The organism is Sphingomonas sp. Leaf198, from assembly GCF_001424005.1.
Taxonomy (GTDB): Bacteria; Pseudomonadota; Alphaproteobacteria; order Sphingomonadales; family Sphingomonadaceae; genus Sphingomonas.
The window spans coordinates 1,217,255-1,242,470 of the sequence record NZ_LMPX01000001.1 but is presented as its reverse complement, the minus strand read 5'-3'; the positions used below and the strand labels follow the sequence as shown (position 1 = coordinate 1,242,470).

Here is a 25,216-nt window from a genome sequence, read left to right as displayed (position 1 = left end):
CGTGCCAGGTCCAGAAAGCGAATAGGCGGCGGAATCCGGAGGCTCTTGGGGCCGAGCCGAAGTTTTGACCTTTCGCCACGGGGGCGCAATGGTTACCTATGACGCAACATCAAGAGGTGGTTCGAATTCGGACGCCATGCCTCGGTGATGACGGAAAGGACATGGCGGTCTTGCAAACCACCGATGGGAACATCGATCGTTCCCCCGCTACAGTGACGACACCGCTTCAGGTGATCCTCGCCCAACCTCGTGGTTTTTGTGCCGGCGTGGTCCGCGCGATCGACATCGTCGAAAAGGCGATCGAGCGCTACTCCGCGCCCGTCTATGTCCGGCACGAGATCGTCCACAACCGGCACGTCGTCGACAAGCTGCGGCGCAAGGGTGCGGTGTTCGTCGAGGACCTGACCGAGATCCCTCCCGGTGCGGTGACGATCTTCAGTGCACACGGCGTCGCGCGCAGCGTGCAAGAGGAGGCGCGGCTGCGGGAACTCCCCGTGCTCGACGCGACCTGCCCGCTGGTCACCAAGGTCCATATCCAGGGGCGCCGCTATGCGAAGTCCGGCCGGACGATCGTGCTGATCGGCCATGCCGGCCATGTCGAGGTGATCGGCACGATGGGGCAGGTCGATGCGCCGATGCATCTGGTCTCGACCCCTGAAGAGGTCGAGGCGTTGTCGATCCCGGTCGACACGCCGATCGCCTACGTCACGCAGACGACGCTGAGCGTCGACGACACTCGCGGCGTCATTATGGCGCTCCACGCGCGCTTCGCCGATGTCGAGGGGCCGGACGTGTCCGAAATTTGCTACGCCACGCAGAACCGCCAGACCGCGGTCCGTGATCTGGCGCGGGTCAGCGATCTGCTGATCGTCGTCGGCGCGGCGAATAGCTCGAATTCGAACCGCTTGCGAGAGATCGGTGCCGAGATGGGCATACCGAGCTATCTGGTCGATGACGGCGACGGCGTCGATCCGGCATGGCTCGACGGCGTCGCCGCGGTCGGTATCACCGCAGGCGCCTCGGCACCCGACGAGCTCGTCGACTCGGTGATCGCGGCACTGCGACTGTTGCGACCCGTGCGCGTTTCACAACTCGACGGCGTGGAGGAGAATGTCGAATTCAGCCTTCCCGCCGAACTCAGAATGCCCCGCGCTACCGCCGCGGCGGCCGAATAGGAACGAGCATGAGCCTTCCCCTCAGCCAGATCGCCCGCATCGGCGCCTACACCGTGAAACAGCATATCAAGGGCGGCAAATATCCGCTCGTCCTGATGCTCGAGCCGCTGCTTCGCTGTAACCTGGCGTGTGCCGGCTGTGGCAAGATCGACTATCCCGACGCGATCCTCAACCAGCGGCTGAGCTATGACGAGTGTATGGCGGCGATCGACGATTGCGGCGCGCCGGCAGTATCGATCGCCGGCGGCGAGCCGCTGCTGCACCGCGACATGCCGAAGATCGTCAAGGGGTACATCGAGCGCAAGAAGTTCGTCATCCTGTGCACCAACGCGCTGCTGATGAAGAAGAAGATCGACGATTATACGCCGTCGCCGTTCTTCACCTGGTCAATTCATCTCGATGGCGACCAGGCCGCACACGACAAGTCGGTCTGCCAGGACGGCGTATACGACGTTGCCAAGGATGCGATCGCACTCGCCAAGGCAAAGGGCTTCCGCGTCCAGGTCAACTGCACCGTGTTCGACGGCGCCGATCCGGCCCGCACCGCGGCGTTCTTCGACGACATGGAAGCAAACGGCGTCGAGATCACGATTTCGCCGGGCTATGCCTATGAGCGCGCGCCCGACCAGGCGCATTTCCTCAACCGCGAGCGGACCAAGAACTTCTTCCGCGACGTGTTCTCGCGCGGCAATGGCGGCAAGGCATGGACCTTTACCAACTCGCCGCTGTTCCTCGATTTCCTGGCTGGCAACCAGACCTATGAATGCACGCCCTGGTCGATGCCGCTGCGCACCGTCTTTGGCTGGCAGAAGCCGTGCTACCTCGTCGGCGAAGGCTATGTGCCCACGTTCGCCGAGTTGATGGAAGGCACCGACTGGGACGAATACGGCGTCGGCAAATATGAGAAGTGCGCCGACTGCATGGTCCATTGCGGCTTCGAAGGCACGGCGGCGACCGATGCGATCCGTCATCCGCTCAAGCTCATGAAGGTGGCGATGAAGGGCGTTCGGACCGACGGACCGATGAAGCCCGATATCGACCTGTCGCACCAGCGTCCCGCTGCCGAGACCTATGCGTCACAGGTCGAGCGTGAACTCGCGCGGATCAAGGAAGCCGATCCGGTGGGTTTCAAGCGCGCGCAGCGCGCCGCTTAACGCTCGGAACGCCCGCTCCGCATCGATTCCGGTGCGGATCAGCGCGGGGAGTTGGGCAGGATGCCGCGCGAGTGATTTCAGCACCGCACCCAGCGCCATCCCGCCGTCCGCCCGCATGCCGACGAGCGCGGCGGGCGGCAGGGTCCGCCGCGCATCGTCGGACACCACGCGGATCGCCGCGAACGGCAGCCCTCGGTGGAGAGCCACGCGCGCGGCGACATGCGACTCCATGTCTACGGCCAGCGCTCCGGTGGCGAGATGAAGGCGGTGTTTGTCGTCGCTTGTGGCTGCCGGTCTGTCCTGCCCAACGATCGCGCCGGTACGAGCGTGGGGAAGGGCGGCTCGTAGCCACGCGTTCAGACCCGCAGTCTGGGCATCAATCACCACATTGCCGACGTCGAGATCGACCGCCAACGCGCCGCATAGCCCGATCGACAGGATTGCGCTGGCCTCGCCACAGCGCCGTTCGAGCGCGTCCCCCAGCCGCTCGGCATCGCCGCCGCCGATCACCGGGACCAGCCCCGCCTTTTCGATCAGCTGCGCCTCGCGCTGCAGGCCGCACGCGGCAAGGATCACATCCCGTACCCGACGGCGCGCGTGTTGGAGCGCTTGAGGTTGCGATACCGCGCTATCGCCCAGAGCGGGAAATACTTCGGATAGCCGTGGTAGCGCAGGTAGAATACGCGGGGAAATCCGCCCCCGGTATAGTATTCCTGCCCCCACAGGCCGTCAGCATCCTGCTGCGCCGAGAGCCAGTTGATCCCCCGCTCGACCGCATCGCCGTCGACGCTACCCGCTGCCATCAGCCCAAGCAGCGCCCAGGCGGTCTGCGATGCGGTCGACGGCGCGGGCGTGTAGCCTGCATAATCCAGTGCATAGCTGTCGCAATCCTCGCCCCAGCCGCCATCGGCATTCTGGATGCGCTCAAGCCAGTCGACCGCCTTGGCGACCATCTGGTGCTCGGGTGTAAACCCTGCGGCGTTCAGCGCGCACAGCACCGACCAGGTGCCGTAGATGTAGTTGACGCCCCAGCGACCGAACCAGCTGCCGTCCGCCATCTGCTCGCGCTCCAGATAGGCGAGCGCGCGGGCCATGCGGGGCCCGTCGCGTTCGCCAAGTTGCGCGAGCATCGACACGACGCGTGCGCTGACGTCCGCAGTCGGCGGGTCGAGCAATGCGCCGTGATCGGAGAAGGGCAGGTTGTTCAGATAGTCGTAGCTGTTGTCCGCATCGAACGCGCCCCAGCCGCCGTTGCGGCTTTGCAACCCAACTGTCCATTCGACACCGCGTTCGATCGCGGTAACGTACGCTGCCCCGGCCTGCGCGCGATCCATCGCCATCACGACCACGGCGGTGTCGTCGAGATCGGGATAATGATCGTTGTTGTACTGGAACGCCCAGCCGCCGGGCCGCACGTCGGGCTTCTCGTCCGCCCAGTCGCCCTTCACGTCCAGCACCTGCCGCGGCTTCAACCAGGCAAGCGCCTTTGCGGCCAGGTCGTCGCAGCCCGCTTCCATCATCGCGTGTGCCGCGAGCGCGGTGTCCCACACCGGCGAGACGCAGGGCTGGCAATATGCCTCGTCATCGCCGACGATGAGCAAATTCTCGATCGACTGCCGCGCGATCGCCCGCGCCGGATGATCCGCCGCATAGCCGAGTGCGTCGAACATCATCACGCTGTTCGCCATCGCCGGATAGATCGCGCCAAGCCCGTCCTCGCCGTTCAACCGCTCGGTAATGAACGCGACGCACGCCTCGATCGCACGCCGGCGCATCCGCTTGGGCCAGAGCCGGTCGCCGACCTTCAGCACCCGGTCGAGCGCGTTGAACCCCGCCGTCCACAGCCACTTCGTATCCGCAGCCTTCGACCCGGGCCGAACCGCGGCGCCGGTGTAAAGTTCGTCGATCTTCACCCCCAGCGGATTGCGGGCGACCGGCTTGAGCGCGGCCAGCACGAGCAACGGCACGACGACGGTGCGTGCCCAGTACGACATCTTGGACAAGTGGACCGGGAACCAGCGCGGCGTCAGGATCAGTTCGGGCGGCATCGTCGGCACGGTCGCCCACGGCCCCGCGGCGAACAGCGCAAGCTGGATCCGCGTAAAGACGTTGCTGGCCGCCGCACCGCCCTCAGCCAGGATCGCGGTTCGTGCGCGCACCATATGTGGGGCATCGGTCGTGTCGCCGATCATTTTCAACGCATAATAGGCCTTCACGCTTGCGCTGACATCGAACGCGCCCTCGTGGAACAGGCCCCAGCCATCATGCGCCTCGGACTGGATGCGGCGTAGGTAGCGTCCGATCTTCGCTTCCAGATCCGCAGCGACGGGCTCGCCGAGATAATGCCGCAACAGGACGTATTCGGCTGGGATCGTCGCGTCGGCCTCGAGTTCGAATACCCAGTGCCCGTCGTCGCGCTGCTGCGCGGCCAATGCGGCGGTAGCGCGGTCAACCGCGACTTCGACCGCGGCAAGCGAAGGGGGGGCGTGCCTAGGATCGTTATCAGGCATGATCGCCCCTTACCAAATGGGCGGCGGTTTCGCCCGAGCGCAGCGCCCCCTCGATCGTCGAGGGCAGGCCGGTATCGGTCCAGTCGCCTGCAAGGAACAGGTTGCGCCAGCGGGTACGCGCAGGCGGGCGTTTGGCATTCTGCTCGGGCGTGGCGGCGAAGGTTGCCCGCTTCTCCTTGACGATCTGCCAGCGCGGCATCGGCGCGTCGATCTTGAGCGCGGCGCAGATATCCGCCCAGAACGCCTGTGCTAGCGTCTCGCGGTCGCGGTCGACGAGATGATCAGCGGCGCTCACGGTCACCGAAAGTCGATCGTGAAACGCGAAAACCCATTCCGCCGTCCCGCCGAGCAGTCCCAGCATCGCGGGCGCGCCGGTTGGGGCTGGAAACGCGAAATGCCCGTTGACGATCGCGCGGTGTTCGTCGGGCGCCTCGAGACCGGGAATCAGCGCGGTTGCGGTCCAGGCGGGCACGGCGAGGATCACCGCCTCGTCGTCTGCGATCTGCTCCGGTCCGTCGCCCCAGTCCAGGCTAGTCGCACGGTCGCCCTCGAAGCCGATCGCGCGAAGGCGGCGGCCGAGCGTTACCGGGCTTGCATGGCCCGCGAGCCACGCCAGCGCCGGATCGATGAACGCCCCGGAGAGGTTCGGCTCGGCGATGCACGGACGCATCGCCTTGCCACCTTTCGCGATCGTCTCGCGCAGGACCGCGCCTGCGAGCTTCGCCGAACTTTCGGCAGGTGCGGTGTTCAGCGCGGCGAGCAACACGGGTTCGAGCAACCGGGCCCACACCGGACCATCGGTTGCGATCCGCGCGTCGATCCGCTCCTCCCGATCGCCGAGCAGACGGGCTAGCGGCAGATAGTCGCTCGCACGGCTGCCCGGCACGCGACGGCGTTTCGCCATCACCCACCAGGGCACCGGACCATCGTTGATCCGCACCGTCCAGCGTTCGTCCGTCGCAAGATCGCAAAATGCGAAATCGGCATGGTCCGGCCCGGCGAGTGGGGTCGTCGCGCCGATCGTCGCCCGGAAGCGGGTGACCGCAGTATTGCCCGACAGGACCAGATGATTGCCGTTGTCGATCGTCAGCCCGAGCTGCGGATCATGATACGACCGGCAGCGTCCGCCCGCCTGCGCTGCGCCATCGACCACCCGGACGGCCAGCCCCGCCTCGTGCGCAGCGACTGCGGCGGCAAGCCCGGCCAGCCCCGCTCCGGCAATCGTCACGCGGGAAAAACTCACCGGGTCAGGCTCAGGCGCAGTATCGTCCAGAGCAGTGCCAGCTTCGATACGCGGACGCGGGTGCGCGGCGGCGCCCAGCCGACAACCTCCATCCGCGACAGCACCTTGGCATAGGCCGCCGCCATCAACCGCGGCGCGATCAGGTGTCCGCGCGGGCGCTTCGCCAGGATCGCGTTTGCCTGCGCATAATGGCCATGCGCCTCGGTCGCGAGTGCGCGCGCAACGGCATCGATGCGCGGATCGGCTATGACCTCGGCCGGTACTGTGATCGGGATGCCCGCACCGCTGAGCAGTTCGAACGGCAGGTAGACCCGGCCGATCGCGGCATCCTCGTCGATGTCGCGCAGGATATTGGTCAGTTGCAGCGCACGGCCAAGATGGAAGGCGAGCGCGATACCGGGCGCCGGGTCCATCCCGAAGATCCGCACCGACAGCCGTCCGACCGCCGAGGCGACGCGGTCGCAATACAGGTCGAGCGTCGCGGCGGGGGGCCAGCGGATGTCGCCTGCGACGTCCATCCCCATACCATCGATAACCGCGTGCAAATCGGCGCGATCGAGATCGAAGCGGCGGATGGCCTCGGCGACGATGATCGCCTGTCCGGGATCGCCGCCGGCATAGAGCGCATCGATATCGGTTCGCCACTGGTCGAGCTGGGCGGCGCGCTCCGCTGGTATGCCCTGCTGATCGTCGGCGATGTCGTCGACGATCCGGCAAAACGCGTAGATCGCATACATCGCCTCGCGCTCGGCCTTCGGCAGCACGCGCATGCCGGCATAGAAGGAACTGCCCGATACCTGGGCGCGCAGCGCAGCGGGTGTCGCATTGGGATTCATCGCGGACGTCCCCGTACAAGGCTGCCCAGCGCAGCACCCGCAGCGAGCCACGCCGCCTCCAGCTTGCCGTGATGGACGCTCTCGCTCAGCGGGTCGCGCGTCAGCAGGCGTTCGGTCAGGCTCTCGGCAAGCCTCTGGATGATCGCCACCTCGGCTGCAAGCCGGCGGTCGCGGATCATCGCGGAGAAACCGGCGCTCGTCGCAAGCAGGCCGGCCGTACGTTCGGCGAGCGTGACGATCGTGGCGCGAAGCGCCGGCGTGGCAACGTCTTCGCCGAGATCCTCGACCCGCGCGCCGTGTGCGGCAAGCATTTCCGTAGGCAGATACACACGGTCGATCGCGCGATAATCCTTCCCGCAATCCTGGAGATGGTTGATGATCTGCAACGCCGCGCACAGCGCATCCGACGCCTCCCAGGTCGCGCGATCCTCGCCGTGGACGTCGAGCACATAGCGTCCCACCGGCATTGCCGAGACCCGGCAATAGGCGATGAGCGAGTCCCAGTCGGCATAGCGGCGCACCGTGACGTCATGTTCGAACGCGTCGAGCAGGTCGTTGGCATGGCGCGCGTCCAGACGCCGTTCGGCCATCACCTGATGCAACGTCAGCGCATGCGGTTCGTCGCCTCGGCCGGTCACGCCCAGCCGCATGGCATGCAGTCGGGCTAGCTTGTCGGGGGCGGGTGCGGTCGGATGGTCGGCGATGTCGTCGGCGGCGCGCGCGAAGCGATAGAACGCCATGATCGGCGCGCGATGCTCCCGCTTCAGGATTGCCGAGGCGACCGGGAAGTTCTCGCCCGTGTGATCCTTGCCGGACGCGAGTTCGGCGGTGTGCTGATCCGATGCCGTTGCCATCATTGCCGCGCAGCCTGCGCGCGCCCTTTCCACATGCCGCCACGGCCTCGCCCGTGCTGCCAGGCGGATAGCAAGGTGCAGCCCGTGTAGAAAGCCGCAATGAGCGGGAGGCACGGCGACCATAACGGCGAACGGTGGTAGAAGCGCAGCATCGGCAGGAACGACAGCGTCATCAGCAGCCATGCCGCTATCCCGAGCGCACGGGCCGGCCCGTCGGCCAACAGCGCAAGCAGCGGCGGGGCGGCATAGACGAGTGCGAGGCCGATCACCGCACCGATGAGCTTGAGCGGCGAATAGTCGAGCTGTGCGTAGGCGGACCGCGAGATCATCGCCGCGATCGGGCGGATGCCGTCATACGGGCGTATGCTGCGCGACCGCTCGGTCAGCCCGAGCCAGACCGGGCCCCGCGTCTTCATCAGCGCGCCGAACGCGCAATCGTCGATCAGCGCACCGCGGATCGCGCCAATCCCGCCCACCGCGGCCAGAGCCTCACGGCGCACCAGCATACAGCCGCCCGCTGCCGCACCCGGCCCGTGCCCGTTCACGCGCGAGAACGGGTAGAGCATCTGGAAGAAATACACGAACGCGGGGATCAATGCGTGTTCCGCCCAATGCGTGCAGCGCAGCTTCGCCATCAGCGAGACCAGGGCCAGATCACGGTGCTCGGCCCTGGCGACCAGCGACCGCAGCGTATCGGGGGCATGCGCGATATCCGCGTCGGTCAGCCAGAGATAGCGCGGTGATCCGGCGCTCGTGATGCCCTGCGATACCGCCCAGAGCTTGCCGGTCCAGTCCGCGGGCAAGGGTGTGCCCCGTACGATGGTCAGCCGATCGCCCCCGGCGTCGCGCGCGATGTCCGCCGTCCCGTCGCTGCTGCCGTCGTCTACCAGCACGATGCGGAAATCGCCGGGATAGTCCTGGTCGGCCAGACTGCCGATCGCGCGCGCGATGACGTCGGCCTCGTCGCGCGCGGGCACGACAGCGACGACATCGGGCCATGAGGTGACATTGGGCGCGGGGGCAGGGGGTACGTCGCGCGTGTCGCGTTCGCGGGCCAGCCAGAAGCCGCCATTGCCGAGCACCAGATACAGCCAGATCGCGACCGTCGATACGGCGATGCCGATCACCCGATCATGCCCGCCTGCCGGAACCACGCGATCGCATCGGCCAGCGCCTGCCCATGCGGCCGCGCGTGGTAGCCGAGTTCGCGCGTCGCCTTGGCGGAACTGTAGAACATCGTGTGCTTGGCCATCCGCAATCCGTCGAGCGTCAGGAACGGGTCCTTGCCGGTGACCGCGGCCAGTCGTTCGTTGAGCCACGCCAGCGGGAACAGCGGGGCGCGCGGCAGGCGGACCGTCGGCGCACGACGACCGACCATCGTCGCGATCGCCCTGAGCATGTCCGCCAGCGCGACGTCCTGCCCGCCAAGCACATAGCGCTCGCCGATCCGACCCCGATCGAGCGCCAGCAGATGACCGCGCGCGACATCGTCGACATGGACGAGGTTGAGGCCGCTGTCGACGAACGCGGGCATCTTGCCGTTTGCCGCCTCGACGATGATCCGCCCGGTCGGTGTGGGCCGCACGTCGCGCGGGCCGATCGGCGTCGAGGGATTGACGATCACCGCGGGCAGGCCCTGCTCGCGGACCATCGCCTCGACCAACCGTTCGGCGACCACCTTGCTGCGCTTGTACGCGCCGACGACGGTCTGTTCGGTGGCGGGGCGGGTTTCGTCGGCGGCCCCTGTGGGGTCGGGAAGCAGCGTTGCGACGCTGCTGGTATAAACGATGCGCTCTACCCCGGCTGCCAGCGCGGCGGCCATGACGTTAAGCGTGCTGGTGCGATTGTTGCGGACGATCTCTTCGGGATCGCGGGCCCAGATCCGGTAGTCGGCCGCGGTATGGATGACGTGACGGACGCCCGCCATCGCCGCCGTTACGGCAGCCGCGTCGCGCAGATCCGCTTCGACGATGGCACCGGGGAAATCGACAAGGTTGGTCCGCGTGCTGGATGGTCGCACCAGCCCCCGGACCGGCATGCCATGCGCCGCCGCCGCCCGGGCGATCGCGGATCCCACGAAGCCGGCGACGCCGGTGATCAGGAGCGTCTCGCTGGATCTGGTCACGGCATCGAACTCTCACCGAACATGGTTGTTCTAATGCCTTACGGCCATCGTCGCGCCGCGCAATCCCGACTTGCGCATCCGATTATCGCTTCCGTCGCGATACCGGTCCATGCCGCCTCTTTTTCCAGTTGCGCCGCTCGTTCGACTGGCGTCCCGTATCCGGGCGAAGGAAATAGCGTTGCCACGGTCTGCCCGAGGGTCGGGAGTCATCATACCCGCCTGGCATCGCTCACCCTATCCACGGTCTCCATCATCTCGTGCGACGATCGCAGCGGTTTGGCTCAGCGACGCTTGCCCGAAAAGCCGCCAGTGCGTAGGCATATCTGCCCGGTTTCGCGATGAACGGCACGCGACGCGTCGTTGTGTGCATTTCGCCGGCGGGCAACACGATGTGTTCAGGTTTTTCGGTTTAGCAGGAGCAGGCTGCCGAAGAGCTATACGCAAGGACGATCGATGCACGCACCCCGGCTTTCCCATCTGTTTCTGTCCTGTATCGCCGCAACCGTCCTCGTCCCGGCACCGGCGGCCGCAAGCTCCCCGGACCTCATCGGGCTCGAGCACGCGCTCAGCAAGCTGATCGCGGAACGCTCCGGGGACTATGGCATCGCTGCGCTGGACCTTCGCGATGGCTCGACCGTTTCGATCAATGGCGATACCCCGTTTCCGATGGCGAGTACGGTCAAGCTCGCTATCGCAGCCGCCTATCTCGGCGAGGTCGATCAGGGACGACGCAGCCTTGGCGACATGATCGTTGGCCGGCCCGCGGCGAAGGTCATGGAGCTGATGATCATCCGCAGCGATAATCAGGCGACCGATCAGTTGCTGGCTGCGCTCGGGGGCCCCGGCGCGATCCAGCAGTGGCTGTCGTCGCAGAATATCACCGGTATCCGGATGGACCGGACGATAGCCCAGCTGCTGCGGGAGCGCGGCCACCTTGCCGACAGCCGGGATGTCGCCACGCCGGTCGCGATGGTCACGCTGTTGAACAAGATCGACAACGGTACCGTCCTGACGGCGCAAAGCCGGACGTTCCTGTTGGAGCTGATGAGCCGATGCGCGACCGGCACGCGCCGGATCCGCGCACTCCTTCCCGCCGGTACGCGCGTGGAGGACAAGACGGGCACGCTCGACGGTATCACCAACGACGTCGGGTTCATTACCATGCCCGACGGCCGCCGCGTGGCCGTCGCGGTGTTCGCGCGCGGAGGACGCGATCGCCAGCCCGTCATCGCCCAGGTGGCGCGGGCGATCTATGACCGGTTTGCGGATAGCGTCCGCAACGCGGTCTCGATCTTCATGCAAATGCGGTAGTCGCCCGTTCCTTTTGGTTGGCCGCCGTGTACCGGCGCAGGCTGACGACGGTGCGTTCCGCTCGTTGGTTGCCTGAATATGCGGCTTACGACGATACCGTCGCGTCCCAAACGTCTGGAGCAATTCCGGATTACCGCCTATCGCGGACGGGAGAGTCCCCAATCGTCGCGGAGAGACCTGATGACCGAGACCGCCGAATACGTGCCGCCCAAGATCTGGACGTGGAACAAGGAGAGCGGAGGCCGGTTCGCCAGCATCAATCGTCCGACCGCGGGCGCGACGCATGACAAGCCACTCCCCATCGGTAAGCATCCGCTCCAGCTCTATTCGCTGGCAACGCCCAACGGCGTGAAGGTGACCGTGATGCTCGAGGAACTGCTCGCTGCCGGGCACGTCGGCGCCGAATACGACGCGTGGCTGATCAGGATCATGGACGGCGACCAGTTCGGCAGCGGTTTCGTCGAGGCCAATCCCAATTCGAAGATACCGGCGCTGGTCGATCGCAGCGGCGCGACTCCGGTCCGGGTCTTCGAGTCCGGTTCGATCCTGCTGTATCTTGCCGAGAAATTCGGCGCGTTCCTTCCCACCGATCCCGCCAAGCGCGCCGAAGTGCTGTCGTGGCTGTTCTGGCAGATGGGCGCGGGCCCGATGCTCGGCGGCGGGTTCGGGCATTTCTATGCCTATGCGCCCGTGAAGATCGAATATGCGATCGACCGCTTCGCGATGGAAGTGAAGCGCCAGCTCGACGTCCTCGACCGGCGGCTTGGCGAGAGCGAGTATATCGGCGGAGACGAGTATTCGATCGCCGATATGGCGGTGTGGCCGTGGTACGGCGCGCTCGTGAGCGGTCAGGTCTATGAGGCTGCCGAGTTCCTTCAGGCGAAGGACTACAAGAACGTCGTGCGCTGGACCGACTTGATCGGCGCGCGGCCTGCGGTGAAGCGTGGGCGGATGGTCAACCGCGTGATCGGCGATCCCGCCAGCCAGCTCCACGAACGCCACGATGCGGGTGACTTCGAGACTAGGACGCAGGACAAGCTCGACGCGACGGCGACGGAAGGCGAGACGCGCTAGGGTCAGGACTCGTTGTCATGGGCAGAAGATGACGGTGGCAGCGAGGGCGATGGCAGCGAAGAAGACCGTGGGGCATCGGCTTTAGCGGTCGGGGCGCCAGTTCTTCAGGCAGCCGAGCCATGCGGTCTGCTTTGGAAGGTCGCGTCGATCATGATGGTTTTCGGTTGGGCATCCGCGGCAGCCAATCCCTCCATCATGCGGACGACGACGCCTCTTTCACTTCACCGGGTGTACGGCGTCTTGTGCGGACCATACGCGACCGGCGCGTGAGCCTGAGTCCGATCGCGTCTCCCACGTCATGGGTCCTGACCCTGAGCGTAGGGCTATCGTCTCGTAAATTATGATCCCTTGCGGCGATCTGCGTCGTTTCGGGTCTATCTGCCGAGGGCAGTCGTCGCGGTGACGCCATATCGGAGGCGTCTTCGATTGATCGCCCCTGCGTCCGGGCAGAGCATTCCTCCCAGCCGGCTCGACGAAGCCGGCACCACGACACAGGAGGACATCATGTCTGCAGCTGCCGCACATCCGACGGTTCACGAAGTGAAGCATGCCGATCTCGCGAACAACACGTTCGACGGCAAGAAGCCCGATCTGTACATCAACACCGGCACCCTGGGCGGGAAGCACTTCCTGTTCACGGTCGAGAAGGCCGATGGCCGCCCGACCTTGATCGCCATCCACCTCTGACGCGTTCGCTGCTGGCCGGCCGTGCGGCGTGCCCGCACCGCCGGCCATGCGCGACCGCGCGACCGCGATCGGACGATAGCGTGCAGATCGAAGACATCCAGACCATTGGCCGCCCCCGGCTGAACACCGAAATCCGCGTCGGCGGGACCGCGCTGCTGCTCGGCGACCGCCATACGCTCGTCGCCCGCGACCTGCCGCAGTCCGTGCTCGAACGCGCGCTACGCCGGATGGACGGCGCGACCACGCTCGACCGGATCGTCGCCGAAGAGCCGGCGCTCCGGCGCGAGGTGGCCGACGATCTCGTCGCGTCGCTCGACGGGCTGGGCCTGCTCGACGACACCGCGCTGCCGCCGTTTCGCTCCGGGTCCGAGGTCATCCTGGAGCTCGAGGAACTGGTCGAGGCGCGCTGCGAGACGACGATCTACCGCAACCCGTTCTGGCAGACCTGCCTTGCCGCCAACGCGCCGGGCGACCTTCCGCAGCGGCTTGCCACCGGCATGGTGATCGAGAACTGGCATTTCCTGTTCCGCGAAAGCTATTTCGACGCGCCGGTGCTGTCCTATGTGCCCAACACCGCGGTCAGGCTGTTGCTGAACGAGTTCTTCTCGGAAGAATATGGCCATGACGAGATCCTGCTGCGATCGCTCACGCATGTCAGCCTGACCTATGCGGATATGCAGGACGCGATCCCGCTGCCCGAGACGATGGCGCTGTGCAACGCGCTTGCCTATTGGGCGCACAACGATCCGCTGTTTTTCTTTTCGACGCTCGGCCTGCTCGAAGGGCAGGGCATGAAGGAGGACAGCTTCATCGAGGCGTGTACCCGCGTCGGCATGGACGACGGCTTCGTCGGTCCGCTGCGCACGCATGCGAACATCAACATCGACGCGGGACACGGCAACCTCACCCGGCTGATCTTCCAGCAGATCCCCGCGATCGCCGAGACCGACGTGCGCCGTCTGAAAGCGCAGATGCCGCTGTTCGTCGACCTGTACGACGCATTCTACTCGGGCGTCTGGCGGCACTATACCGGCGATGCGCCCCTGCTCCGCCGCGTCTCCGATCTGTGAAAGGACGATAGCATGGAGGCCACCATAGCCGGGCTCAGCCAGCCCAAGTTTCGGCTCGGCGTCACCACGGATATCGAGCCGAACGGGGCCACGATCCGCATCGGCAAGACCACGTGCGCGTTCGCGTTCGGGACCGCGGAGGCGCCTGCCGTGGCTCGCCTCATCGACCAGCTGGTGGGCGGCGGCGTGGCGATCGACGCGATGATCGCCGGCGTTCCCGAGATCGCCGACAAGGTACCGGCGCTGCTCCAGGGGTTCGACGCGGTCCGGCTGTTGGTCGAATCCGAACCGCGCACGGAAGGGCTGGTCAGCGGCGCGCAGCTCTACCGCGAGATCCGCCGGATCGCCGAGCGCGTCACGCAGCGCGTCGCGCGGTCCGCATTCCACACCGCGCTCGTCGAGCATCGCGCGACGCGCGAACAGCTGATCGGCTATGCGCTCGAATATTTCTACATCGTCAAGGCGGCGCCGGGGCTGATCGGTCCCGCGCTCGCGACCGCTCGGACTCAGCGGGAACGCGACCTGCTTCAGGGGTTCCTCAAATCCGAACTCGGGCACGACGCGTTTCTAGCGTGCGCGCTGGAGGCGGTCGGTCTGACCCCGGCGGAGCTGGAGGCGCACCAGCCGCTACCGACCACGTTTGCGCTATGTGCCGCGCTGGGCGTCTATGCGCGCCAGCACCCGCTGTCGTTCAAGGCCGTCCTGTTCCTGTTCGAGGTGGCGCAGGTGGCGTTCGTCGATGCGTTCGACGACCGCTGCCGCGAACTCGATCTACCCGCCGCCTTCTACCTGCCGCTGCGCGATCATGCCGACCTGAACGCGGATTACGAGCATGCCGACATCTCGCGCGACCTGATGGCGCTCGAAGGCGTGGTCGACCGCGAGGCCACGGTGGTGGTCAAGCGAAACGTCGCGCTGATGATCGAGACGATGATCCTGCAGGAAGAGCAGATCCTGACGTTCTACGCCCAGCCCCGTGCGGCGATCGCGCGCATCTTCGAGGACGCCTGATGGATCTCTGGACCTTCCACCGCTACGCCGATCCGCGTTTGTGCGTCGACGCGATCCAGCACGCACCCGACGCGTCCGCGATCGCACTTACGCAGGGCGATGCGCGATATGTCCTCGCGCTCGACGATCCCGCGTCGGCGACCCGGATGGCGGCCGAGCTGGCGACGCTGCGCGACGGAGGTGCCCCGCTCTGGGACGTGATGCGCGAGGCAGGGGCGGACGGTTGGGGGGCGCTGGGTGCGTTTCTCGATGGTCGCGCGCTGATCGGGGAGGGGCATGACGGGATCCGACAGACGCTTGCCGCGCGGATCGCCGCGATCGACGCATGTATCAACGGCACCATCGCCGCCATTCGGGCAGACCTGCCAGCCCACCGGCTCGACCGCCTCGTCGCACACGCGGCCGTGCTGAGGCTCGAATCGGACATGGCGCTCGCCACCGCGACATCGGGCACCACGGGGGACCCGTTCGACGCAGACGTCCAGCCCAATTTCCATCTCGGGCTGATCATCGCCGAGTTCGCCTATTTCCGAAACTCGGCGCCACTGACTCTAATCGCCGCCGGGGTGATGCTCGCGAGGATCACGGGCGAGGACGCCGCGCTGCCGGAGAGCGACGCGATCGTGGAGGCGCTGTCGCTCTACGATCCGCGCGATCTGGAATCGCACCTCTGGCTGGTCGGGCGGGCGCTGGCGGACTCGACCGGCGATACCGCGCTGCGCTTCGCCGTTCCGCCGATCCCCGATCTGCCGACGCTGTCGGGCCTCGAATTCATGCGCCGCGTCGAGATGCTGACCCGCAGCACGCTCGGGAAATGGGGCGAAAACCCGTATGTCACGATGCTCGACGCGCTCGGCGATCGCTGGTCGCCGTTGATCGCAGGGCCGTTCATCGAACAATATCACGTGACCTGCCGGTTCGTGGAGATCATCGCGCCCAATCTCAGTCGCCGGCTGATCGCGCCGCTGCGCGCGATGATGTTCCGCTATTTCGGCGAGGAGGTCGGGCACGAGGCGCTCGAGAGCACGACCTGCGAGACGCTCGGCATCACCCAGGCGGCGCTCGATCGCGCGGTACCGCTGCCGCTGCATTTCGCGTTCGTCGACCTGCTGACTCTCATGGCGCAGGTCGATCCGGTCACGTCCTGCGCGTCGGTCATGGTCATCGAGGGTGTGTTCGGCGAGCCGCCAAAGATGTCGCTTAGGCTCGCTTCGGTCGCGCGTACCAATCCCGCGTTCAGCGATCTGGCGGGCGATCATGACGAACTGAACGAGGATCTGAACCACAACAGCATCTCGCGCGACGCGTTCGAGCACATCGTCGCCATACCCCCTGCGACGCAGGCGCGCGTCATGCGCCGCATCCTGTTCCTGCTCGAACTCAACCACCGCGCCTGGGGCGGAATCGCCGACTTCTACGGATCGCAAACGTCGCTGCACCTGCAGGGTCCGCTCGGTCGCCCGCTGGCCCCCGGTGGTGGTTCGGGTTGAGGTCAGACGTCGGAGGGCTCAGTCTTTGCGACGCAGCACGGCAACGATCGGAAAATGGTCCGACGGATAGCGGTCGCCGGCGTGATCGGTCAGCACGGCGACGCTGACCGGCGCGAAACCGCGTACCATGATGTAGTCGATCATTGCCTGGGGCTTGCCGGTGAAGTCGTGGAACGTGCCTTCAGGACCGGTTTTCCTGGGCGAGGTCGCCCAGACATCCGTGAGGACGGCCGCCAGCCGACGATGCGCTTCGCTGTCGGGTGTCGCGTTGAAATCCCCGGTGAGCACGATCGGCAGGCCCTTGGCGAGCATCGGTAGCCTGGCGGCGATCAGGTCTGCGGATCGACGACGGGGTTCCTCGTCTTCGACGTCGCGGTTCGCGAAATGCGTATCTATCATGAGGAACCTGTAGGGCTTCGTGCCGCGCGTCGCGAAGATGCCCCAGGAGACCATCCGTGGCAGCGTCGCACCCCAAGCCATGCTGCCGGGCACTGCGGGCGTCTTCGAAAGCCAGAAGTCCCCCTGGCTGACGAGACGGAGATGATCGGTGCGGTAGAAGATCCCCATATGCTCTGTCGAATGCCCGCCGAAACGGTCGCGGCCGAACCAGCGGAATTTGGGCAGCGCACGGACGACATCACGGCCCTGCGACTGGAATAGCTCCTGTGTTCCGATCACGTCGGGATTGGCCGCACGCACCGTCTTCACGAACACGTCGCGGCGCTTTGCCCACACGTTTGGACCATCGTCCGGGTTCGGATAGCGCACGTTGAAGGTCATGACGCGCAGGTCCTGTGCAACTGCCGGCATCGCCTGGGCCAATGTCAGAGTAGCCAGGATCTTAAGGGAATGGCGCTTCATGGAAACCTGCTGCACGAAGAATGACCGGATGGTCCGATCGGATTCTGCCGCGCTAAGCAGCGTTCATGTCTGTCTGATGACATCGACTGATGCGCATCATCGCTGTCGGTTTCGATTGTGCGATCACGCCTAAAACGGCGTTACATATATTATACGATACGTCACATCGCCGTCATACGCTCGCACTAGGGGCGGCGCAGACCGAAGTTATTCCCCATTTTTCAGGTGTTGCATGAACAGATTTGATCGTTCTGCCGAGGACGTGCGTCCGATGTCCGGCGTGCTCGCTTTGCGCGGCAGCGCCGCAGGTCTGGCGATTGCAATTGCCACGCTGGCCCTGCCGTCTGCCGCCTATGCGAAAGGTGCCGATGCACCATCCGCGCAAGCCCAGGCGCAGGGGATCGTCGTCGGTAAGTCCGACGAGGTCAAGAATGCCGCCGGTGAGGAGATCGTCGTCACCGGACACGCGTCGAAGAAGGCGGAGATCGAATCGACCGGTACGACCAGCGTTCTGTCGAGCGCCGACCTCCAGCGCCAACCCAATGTCAGCGTCGTCGATGCGATGGCACGACTGCCGGGTATTTCGGTCGCACCCACCGACTTTTTCGGCACGCCCTCGTCGGGGAATCATGGCGGCCTCGACGGCGCAGCGCGGGGTGGCGCAAGCTTCGTCTATCTTCGTGGGCTGAGCGGTTCGTACAACGTCAATCTGGTCAACGGCGCGAACGCGGCGCAGGGCATGCCGTATTCGCGCCAGATCCAGCTCGATCTGCTGCCCCCCGTCGGCATCGCCGCGGTCGTCGTCAACAAGACGTCGACCGCCGACATGGACGGCGATGCGATCGGTGGCACGATCGACTTCCGCACGCCGTCCGCCTTCGACTTCGACAAAAAGACGCATGTCGGTCTCTATCTGCAGGGTGGCCTGAGCCAATACGCGCTCGACTATCACACGCCGGCCGGGACCGGGATGTTGCAGGCCGAAGTCTCGCACCGCTTCGGCAACGACGAGCAGTTCGGCGTTTACGCATCGGGCTATTACGGCAAGCGGTATTTCGCCTCGACGATGGTCGACTTCCAGGCAGGCCAGTGGGAGTTCGCGGTCTCGCAAGGCGAGCAGGGCAGCAATCCCGATGGATTTTCAAAGAAGGACAATCTGCTGCTGACCAGCACCAATGCCCAGTTCAGCGAGGGCAATCAGGTGCGGTATGGCGGCGCGCTCGGGTTCGACTGGCATCTGGGCGCGACGAAACTCTACGCGCGCGGCACCTATGCGGTCTCGAACATCGAACAGAACATCTATCAGAAAAGCATCCAGGCCGACCGCTATTCGGCCGCGGTCGTCCGCCCCGATGGTCTTTACCAGAATGCCGAGAGCGACGGCGAATATCACGCCTGGTTCGAAACGGCGCCGGCGCAATCCACGCTCGCTTCCGGAGTCATCGGCGGTACGACCGATGCCGGTCGCCTGACGCTCGGCTACAGCAGCTTCTGGAGTTGGGGCAAGAGCGCGGCACCGGACCATTCGGAGGTGACCTACCAGACGTTCGCGGGCAACCAGTTGAACGGCCCTTTCGCGCTCTCCTATCGCAACGGCTATCCTCTGCCCCTGCTCAGCACTGCGCAGCTCGCCCGTTTCAACAACAATGCGCTGTACGGCGTCGAACAGGACAGCGGCGAGTTCACCAACTCGCGCAGCACCGCCTCCAAGCTCGGCGGACGCTTCGATGCGACCTACAAGATCGGGTCGTGGCTGGAATCGTTGACCGCCGGCGTCAAGGTCGTGCACAGTACGCGCGACAGCTTCTCGCGCGACTACAGCAATCTGAACTTCCTGCCCGCCGGCCAGGCACTGAACGCCAGCCCGTTCGCGCGCGGCGAGGAGTCGTCGATCGATCGGGAATACTACCCCTATACCTTCGTACAAGGAGATGGCGCCGCACTTACCGCCGCCGCGCGTAACGCCGCAGCGGCCACGACGCTGTCGGCCAACGACTTCAATCGGAACACGCTGTCGGGGCATGAAAACGTCTATGCGGGGTACGCGCTCGCCAAGATCGTCAGCAATGCGCTCGAGGTTCAGCCGGGCCTGCGGTTCGAGCATACGGATATCGACAACATCTTCTGGAATTCCGTCAGCGTCGACGGCACCTCGGGATCGGCGCTACAGGAAGGCTTCAAGTCCAGCAGGACCCACTACGACATTTTCCTCCCGAGCCTTCACGCCAACTACCGGTCGGGCGAGGAGAACGTCATTCGCGGTGCGGTCTGGCGGAGCTACACGCGCCCGGCATTCTTCCAGCTTGCCGGCGGGAGCCAGACGAGCGTGAACTCGGATGGCACGATCAGCGTGACCGAAGGCAACCCGGATCTAAAGGCCGTCAAATCCTGGAATTTCGACGCCAGCATCGAACACCAGCATCGCGGTTTCAGCGTCTCCGTCGCCGGCTATTACAAGGCGCTGAGCGACTATCTCTACGATCGGGGCACCGACTTCCGCGCCTCGCAGATCGCGGTCGATGGCCTTCAGTCGGTGTCCAAGCCGGTGAACGGCGGAACCGCAGGCCTTTACGGCGTGGAAGTCGCTGCACGCTATCAGCTGGTGGAGCTGCCGGGCTGGGAATCCGGGTTCGGCATATCCGGGAACATGACGCTGCAGCATTCGTGGGCGCATCTCAACGACGCGTCCACGGACAAGTCGCAGCCGATGCAGGGGGCACCCGAACGGCTCTACAATGCGTCGCTGTTCTACGAAAAGGGCGGCCTCTCCGCGAACGTGTCGTACCGCTACAACGGCCCGTTGGTCGCCGCATACCGGTTCGGCACGTTTGGCGGCAAGGAGCTGAACGACACGCAGCGCGCGACCAGCAGCGTCGACACGACGGTCGGCTACAACGTCAACAGCGATCTGAAGATCGCCGGCGCGGTGTCGAACATCTTCGACAATATCAGCTATTACCGCACGGTCGGCCCGGACAGCTATCAGGTTCCGCAGATCGTCCGCTGGGGCCGCACCTTCACGATGACGCTCACGGCAGGCTTCTAGCCGCGTTTCCCGACACCTGCCGCTCTCATCGAACGGCAAGGTACTTCCCACGACCGACCCAGGAGACGCCGAAATGCGGGTGCCCTCAGCCATTCTTGCCGCGACCGCGATACTCGGCCTTTCCGCCGTTGCCCTGGCGCAAGGCGTCGTCGAACGCCCCGAAGGCGAGGAGCCGCTCGTCTATCTGGCGAAAGGCGCGTTCGATATCCTTGCGGTGCTTCCGCCTGCGCCGCAGCGGGACGACCCGCGCTGGCAGGCGGACCGCGCGATCTTCCGCCAGACGCGTGCGTTGGTCGGCTCGCCGCGCTGGCGACTGGCGACCAACGACGTGAAGCTCGGGACGGGCGACATGATGCGCGATTTCAGTTGCGCGATGGGGGTCGAGCTAACGCCCGCCAACGCACCGCTGACCGCGCGCCTGATCGAGAAAGCCGGTTCCGACACGGCGCGCAACACCGGCATCGCGAAGTCATTCTACAAGCGAGAGCGCCCCTATCTGATCGACAAAGGTCCGGTATGCCAGCCGGTCGGTGAATTGCAGGGCAGCTACGACTATCCGTCGGGACATACCACGGCGGGGTGGACCTGGGCGACCTTGCTGGCACAACTCGCACCCGACCGCGCGACCGCCATCCTCGCACGCGGTCGCGCGTTCGGGGAGAGCCGCATCGTCTGTGGCGCGCATAACGCCAGTGCGGTGGAAGCCGGCCGATTGTCGGCGAGTGCCACGTTGACCGCGCTGTCGTCGTCGCCCGCGTTCCAGGCGGATCTCGCGGCGGCGCGGATCGAGCTATCGGCGCTACGACAGGCTCCCGCCGCCGCCCGTCCGGCGGTTGCCGGCTGTGCTGCCGAACGGGCGCTGATTGCCCAGCCCATTCTACGTTAAGCGCCTATTCGGGTCGGGTGAGTCCCCGTGGTTCACCGGGTAAAGGCATGTGGCGGCAGTCGAAATGCTAGAGCAATCGAGCGCGAGTGCAGCGCGCAGTAAGACCATCTGAACGCCCGCCCCGCGCAAACTGCGCGCACGCTGGTTAGGGCGTTTCGTAGTCCCCGTTATCACTCCAGCGGCTCGGACGCAGCCCGCTGACCGGCGTCACGAGGCGACGGCCTTATGTAATTTTCGTACGCTCTGCCGCCGACCAGTGAAAATATTACAAATTCACCGGTGTTCACGCCACCGATTGTGTCATTTCCGTCACTATGTCGCGCTGTTCGTCACACGCCAGCATTGCGGCTTTACATGACAGATACGTTACCTCACTTCTCTCCCCATAGTCCTGATCAGCCGCGCCGCGGCGGTCGGGACACATCGTTCCGGACGGATCGTCAAAGCGACCGTTCGGGGCCACTGGGGGGAAATTATTTCATGATCTCGACATCTCATTCGACCTCGAAGGCGATCCTGCTCGCGGCCGCTACGCCGCTGGCATTCATTCTTTCGACGGCCGCCGGTTTTGCACAGGATGCGACCACCACCACCGACGCTTCGGCAACCGCGCCGGCTCCCGCTACGATCGCGCCGCAGGAGACCAAGGCCGAGCCGGCCGATGCGACCGGTCAGGAGATCGTCGTCACCGGTTCGCTGTTCCGTCGGACCGACACCGAGACACCGTCGCCGGTCACCGTGCTGACCACGCAGACGCTGCAGCGCGCGGGTATCACCAACATCAACGATGCGGTCCGCTCGATCTCCGCGGATGGCGCCGGCTCGATCTCGACCGGGTTCCAGAACGGCTTCTCGGCGGGCGGCGCTGCGGTGTCGTTGCGCGGCCTTGGCGTCTCGTCGACGCTGGTGCTGATCGACGGACTGCGCTCGACCAACTTCCCGCTCAACGATGACGGTCACAACGCCTATGTCGATCTGAACTCGATCCCGTTCAGCGCGGTCGAGCGGATCGAAGTGCTGAAGGACGGCGCGTCGTCGAGCTATGGCGCCGACGCGATCGGCGGCGTCGTCAACATCATCATGAAGAAGCACGTCGTCGGCGTGTCGGGCACCGCCGAGGGCGGCATTTCCGAGCTGGGCGACGGTGGACGTTACCGCGCCAACCTGACCGCCGGTATCGGCGACTATGACCGCCAGGGGTTCAACTTCTACGTCAACGGCGAGTATCAGAAGGACACGGCGATCTCGGTCAGCGATCGCAAGTTCCCGTTCAACACGCTCGATCTGAGCTCGATCGGCGGCGTCGACGGTAACGCCGCGGATAGCGCGTTGACCACCGCGACGATCAACGCGGTCGTCCGTCGCTCGACGCAAACCGATCTCAACAACCCGTACGCCGGTGGTGCGGCGGCGACCGGAACGTATACGTCGCTCAACCTCAACTGCGCCAACGGCACCTACACCGTCGCGGGGGCGGCCGGCGGCACCGGGTGCAAGCACGACAACACCAAGGAATATGTCCAGATCCAGCCGGCGCAGGAGCGGTACGCGTTCTCGAGCCGTCTCAGCCTGAAGATTTCCGACACCATCGAAGGCTATGTCTCGGGTAGCTATTCGCACAACCAGGTCGTCACCAAGACGCGGCCGCCCAGCGCGATCCGCCAGACGCAGCCCTATGGTGCGTCGCCGGCCCTGGCCTCCAACAACCCCGGCATCGTCCTGCCGGTGTATGTCTGCTCGGCGGGCATCAACTGCTCGATCGCGGCCGATCGCCAGCTCAACACGACCAACAACCCGTATGCGGCCGCGTTCGCCGGCGATCCGACCAACGGCGCGGCCCGCATCTATTATCTGTTCGGCGATCTGCCTGCGAGCCAGATCCGCACCAACGAAGTCATCCGCGGCGCCGCCGGCCTGCGCGGCAGCTTCGAGGGCGGCTGGAACTGGCAGGTCGACGCGGTCGGTGCGAAGGACAACCTGAACATCGACTCGCTCGGCGTGATCAACATCGCCGGCCTGAAGCAGGCGATCAACACCGGCACCTACAATTTCGCCAATCCGTCGGCGAACAGCCAGGCGACGCGCGATCTTGTCGCGCCGCGCTTCTCAGTCGGGTCGCACACCTCGCTCGCCTCGCTCGACGCGTCGATCAGCAAGCAGCTGTTCGACCTGCCGGGTGGCCCGCTTCAGGTCGCCGTCGGCGGTCAGATCCGTCATGAGGTGGAGGAGAACAACAGCCTCAACGCGAACCTCGATCGCTATGCCAACACGTCGGCGGCGTTCGGGTCGCACACCGTGACCGCAGGCTATTTCGAGATCAACGCGCCGGTCCTGAGCACGCTCGAGATCAACGGGTCGGGCCGCTACGATCATTACTCGGAAGGCTTCAGCAATTTCTCGCCGAAGATCGGTGCGAAGTTCACGCCGATCAAGCAGATCGCAGTCCGCGGTACCTATTCGAAGGGCTTCCGCGCACCGACGTTCGCCGAGAACAACGCACGGTCGAGCTATGCCGGGTTCGTCACGGTTACGCCGCCGTGCAGCTTCATCCTCGCGCACGGCGGCACGGGCTCGCTGACGTCATGCCAGGCCAACGGCAACCCGTACAATCTGGCTTACAGCCTGGGCTCGGGTTTCACCGGCAACCCCGATCTGAAGCCTGAGAAGTCGCGCAGCTTCACCGGTGGCGTCGTGATCGAGCCGACCCCCTGGTTCAGCTTCACGGTCGACTACTACAACATCAAGAAGACCAACGTGATCGTCACGGGGCCGCAGTCTTCCGATGCCCGGGCCGCCTATTTCGCCGGTACGCCGCTGCCCGCCGGCTACACGGTATCGGCAGTCGACGCGATCGATCCGCTCTTTCCGGCCGCGCTGCCCCGCGTGCTCATCATCAATGCGCCGTACGTCAACGCGGCGAGCCAGTCCGTGTCGGGCATCGATCTGGGCGCGAACGTCAATGTCCCGCTCGGCGGCGAAGCGCGGTTCATCAGCCGCATCGATGTGACCCGCCTGTTCAAGTACAATGTCGACAATGGCGACGGTGTCGTCCAGAAATATGCCGGTACGCTTGGACCGTACGAGCTGTCGTCGGGTGCAGGGACGCCGCGCATCCGTGGCAATTGGCAGAACACGCTGCAATTCGGTGCGTTCTCGCTGACCGCGACGACCTATTACGTGTCGCGGATCAAGGCGGTGGCCGCAGATGAGGTCGCGCCGGACGACGCCGGCAACATCGACCTGAGCTGCGCGAACAACCTGTACGGGACGGGCGACAAGTTCTGCTACATCAAGCGGTTCATCTATGCGGATCTGAACGTATCGGTCGAAGTTAACGACAAGTTCTCGTTCAACTTCAACGTCGGCAACTTCACCAACGAGAAGGCACCGGTCGCGCCGGCGTCGTATTCGGGGACCAACTACCTGCCGACCTGGCATTATGCCGGTGTCATCGGTCGTACGTTCCGCGCTGGTGCGAACTTCAAGTTCTAACCATCGTTTGTCGAGAGTAAGAAAGGCGGCCTTCTCGCGAGGGCCGCCTTTTCTGTTTGCGATGGTGCGCGATATGTCGCGTGGTTGCCGCGCTATAAGTGGCGGCCTCGCGCGATCAGTTAGCGGTTTCCTTACGCGCGCCGACGATCATTCGGCGTGCGATCCGGCGAACACCTTCGTCATCCTTAGTAGCGTCGGTCGCGGGATCGCCGAGGTGATCCAGACTGTCTTCCATGAAATCGAGCAAGCCGGGATGCTGCGTCTCGACATATTCCATCAGCTTGAACAGCAGGTGCTCGGTCGCGATCTCGCGCTGGCGGGCGCTTACGGCAGTGGCGTCGGTCATTGTCATCTCCCTCAGATGGAAGCGAAAACGCGCCCGGTGCGATAA

General features: G+C 65.3%; 20 protein-coding genes and 1 pseudogene. 11 read left to right on the top strand and 10 right to left on the bottom strand.

Features of this window, described 5'->3' with window-relative positions; genetic code table 11:
* Positions 1 to 161 precede the first annotated feature (161 nt).
* Together ispH and hpnH are read left to right on the top strand one after the other, a co-directional pair.
* Positions 162 to 1,175: a 4-hydroxy-3-methylbut-2-enyl diphosphate reductase gene (gene ispH / locus ASG20_RS05525; RefSeq protein ID WP_082470739.1), complete on the top strand. Its 1,014-nt coding sequence runs from the start codon at positions 162 to 164 to the stop codon at positions 1,173 to 1,175.
* Positions 1,176 to 1,183: 8 nt separating this feature from the next.
* Positions 1,184 to 2,329, top strand: a complete 1,146-nt coding sequence (gene hpnH, locus ASG20_RS05520) for an adenosyl-hopene transferase HpnH (RefSeq protein ID WP_056049552.1) — start codon at positions 1,184 to 1,186, stop codon at positions 2,327 to 2,329.
* Here hpnH and ASG20_RS05515 read toward each other — a convergent pair.
* Genes ASG20_RS05515 through hpnA form a run of 7 tightly spaced genes read right to left on the bottom strand, consistent with a single transcriptional unit; the run spans position 2,252 to position 9,897 of the window.
* Positions 2,252 to 2,905 carry a phosphorylase family protein gene (locus ASG20_RS05515; protein ID WP_231420465.1) on the bottom strand — a complete coding sequence of 218 codons (654 nt, stop codon included), beginning with the start codon at positions 2,903 to 2,905 and terminating at the stop codon, positions 2,252 to 2,254. The genes hpnH and ASG20_RS05515 overlap by 78 nt on opposite strands.
* On the bottom strand, positions 2,902 to 4,839 hold the full coding sequence (gene shc, locus ASG20_RS05510) for a squalene--hopene cyclase (protein WP_056049549.1): 1,938 nt from the start codon (positions 4,837 to 4,839) through the stop codon (positions 2,902 to 2,904). The genes ASG20_RS05515 and shc overlap by 4 nt, the downstream gene beginning before the upstream one ends.
* Positions 4,832 to 6,082: a hydroxysqualene dehydroxylase HpnE gene (gene hpnE / locus ASG20_RS05505; RefSeq protein WP_082470738.1), complete on the bottom strand. Its 1,251-nt coding sequence runs from the start codon at positions 6,080 to 6,082 to the stop codon at positions 4,832 to 4,834. The genes shc and hpnE overlap by 8 nt, the downstream gene beginning before the upstream one ends.
* Positions 6,079 to 6,918 (bottom strand): presqualene diphosphate synthase HpnD, encoded by an 840-nt coding sequence (gene hpnD / locus ASG20_RS05500; protein WP_056049545.1) that lies wholly within the window; start codon positions 6,916 to 6,918, stop codon positions 6,079 to 6,081. Before hpnD ends, hpnE begins: the two co-directional genes overlap by 4 nt.
* On the bottom strand, positions 6,915 to 7,775 hold the full coding sequence (gene hpnC, locus ASG20_RS05495) for a squalene synthase HpnC (protein ID WP_056049541.1): 861 nt from the start codon (positions 7,773 to 7,775) through the stop codon (positions 6,915 to 6,917). The genes hpnD and hpnC overlap by 4 nt, the downstream gene beginning before the upstream one ends.
* Positions 7,772 to 8,926 (bottom strand): glycosyltransferase, encoded by a 1,155-nt coding sequence (locus tag ASG20_RS05490; RefSeq protein WP_231420463.1) that lies wholly within the window; start codon positions 8,924 to 8,926, stop codon positions 7,772 to 7,774. The genes hpnC and ASG20_RS05490 overlap by 4 nt, the downstream gene beginning before the upstream one ends.
* Positions 8,896 to 9,897: a hopanoid-associated sugar epimerase gene (gene hpnA, locus ASG20_RS05485; RefSeq protein WP_231420462.1), complete on the bottom strand. Its 1,002-nt coding sequence runs from the start codon at positions 9,895 to 9,897 to the stop codon at positions 8,896 to 8,898. The genes ASG20_RS05490 and hpnA overlap by 31 nt, the downstream gene beginning before the upstream one ends.
* A gap of 453 nt (positions 9,898 to 10,350) precedes the next feature.
* Here hpnA and ASG20_RS05480 point away from each other — a divergent pair, with 453 nt between their 5' ends.
* Positions 10,351 to 11,208, top strand: coding sequence for a serine hydrolase (locus ASG20_RS05480; RefSeq protein WP_082470737.1), 858 nt, complete (start codon positions 10,351 to 10,353; stop codon positions 11,206 to 11,208).
* A gap of 180 nt (positions 11,209 to 11,388) precedes the next feature.
* Entirely contained in the window at positions 11,389 to 12,282 is an 894-nt protein-coding gene (gene yghU, locus ASG20_RS05475) for a glutathione-dependent disulfide-bond oxidoreductase (RefSeq protein ID WP_056049534.1), read from the top strand.
* 134 nt (positions 12,283 to 12,416) lie between these two features.
* Here yghU and ASG20_RS20140 read toward each other — a convergent pair.
* Positions 12,417 to 12,548, bottom strand: a pseudogene (locus tag ASG20_RS20140) (IS5 family transposase); the annotation flags it as partial.
* A 238-nt stretch (positions 12,549 to 12,786) separates the two neighbouring features.
* Here ASG20_RS20140 and ASG20_RS05470 point away from each other — a divergent pair.
* The 4 genes from ASG20_RS05470 to ASG20_RS05455 all read left to right on the top strand — a co-directional run bounded on the left by ASG20_RS05470 (position 12,787) and on the right by ASG20_RS05455 (position 16,540).
* Positions 12,787 to 12,969, top strand: coding sequence for a hypothetical protein (locus ASG20_RS05470; RefSeq protein ID WP_056049531.1), 183 nt, complete (start codon positions 12,787 to 12,789; stop codon positions 12,967 to 12,969).
* Between the two features lie 80 nt (positions 12,970 to 13,049).
* Positions 13,050 to 14,039 carry an iron-containing redox enzyme family protein gene (locus ASG20_RS05465; protein ID WP_056049528.1) on the top strand — a complete coding sequence of 330 codons (990 nt, stop codon included), beginning with the start codon at positions 13,050 to 13,052 and terminating at the stop codon, positions 14,037 to 14,039.
* Between the two features lie 12 nt (positions 14,040 to 14,051).
* Positions 14,052 to 15,050, top strand: coding sequence for an iron-containing redox enzyme family protein (locus tag ASG20_RS05460; protein WP_056049525.1), 999 nt, complete (start codon positions 14,052 to 14,054; stop codon positions 15,048 to 15,050).
* On the top strand, positions 15,050 to 16,540 hold the full coding sequence (locus ASG20_RS05455; RefSeq protein WP_056049522.1) for a hypothetical protein: 1,491 nt from the start codon (positions 15,050 to 15,052) through the stop codon (positions 16,538 to 16,540). Before ASG20_RS05460 ends, ASG20_RS05455 begins: the two co-directional genes overlap by 1 nt.
* Positions 16,541 to 16,558: 18 nt before the next feature.
* On the opposite strand, the gene ASG20_RS05450 is transcribed toward ASG20_RS05455, so the two are convergent.
* Positions 16,559 to 17,401 (bottom strand): endonuclease/exonuclease/phosphatase family protein, encoded by an 843-nt coding sequence (locus ASG20_RS05450; protein ID WP_056049518.1) that lies wholly within the window; start codon positions 17,399 to 17,401, stop codon positions 16,559 to 16,561.
* A gap of 232 nt (positions 17,402 to 17,633) precedes the next feature.
* Here ASG20_RS05450 and ASG20_RS05445 point away from each other — a divergent pair, with 232 nt between their 5' ends.
* The 3 genes from ASG20_RS05445 to ASG20_RS05435 all read left to right on the top strand — a co-directional run bounded on the left by ASG20_RS05445 (position 17,634) and on the right by ASG20_RS05435 (position 24,825).
* The gene (locus tag ASG20_RS05445; protein ID WP_056049515.1) at positions 17,634 to 20,447 is read left to right on the top strand and encodes a TonB-dependent receptor; all 2,814 of its coding nucleotides are present in this window, start codon (positions 17,634 to 17,636) and stop codon (positions 20,445 to 20,447) included.
* Positions 20,448 to 20,520: 73 nt separating this feature from the next.
* Entirely contained in the window at positions 20,521 to 21,333 is an 813-nt protein-coding gene (locus tag ASG20_RS05440; protein WP_056049513.1) for an acid phosphatase, read from the top strand.
* 480 nt (positions 21,334 to 21,813) lie between these two features.
* Positions 21,814 to 24,825 (top strand): TonB-dependent receptor domain-containing protein, encoded by a 3,012-nt coding sequence (locus tag ASG20_RS05435; protein ID WP_056049510.1) that lies wholly within the window; start codon positions 21,814 to 21,816, stop codon positions 24,823 to 24,825.
* Between the two features lie 115 nt (positions 24,826 to 24,940).
* Here ASG20_RS05435 and ASG20_RS05430 read toward each other — a convergent pair whose 3' ends face one another.
* Positions 24,941 to 25,171: a hypothetical protein gene (locus ASG20_RS05430; RefSeq protein ID WP_056049507.1), complete on the bottom strand. Its 231-nt coding sequence runs from the start codon at positions 25,169 to 25,171 to the stop codon at positions 24,941 to 24,943.
* Positions 25,172 to 25,216: the final 45 nt, after the last annotated feature.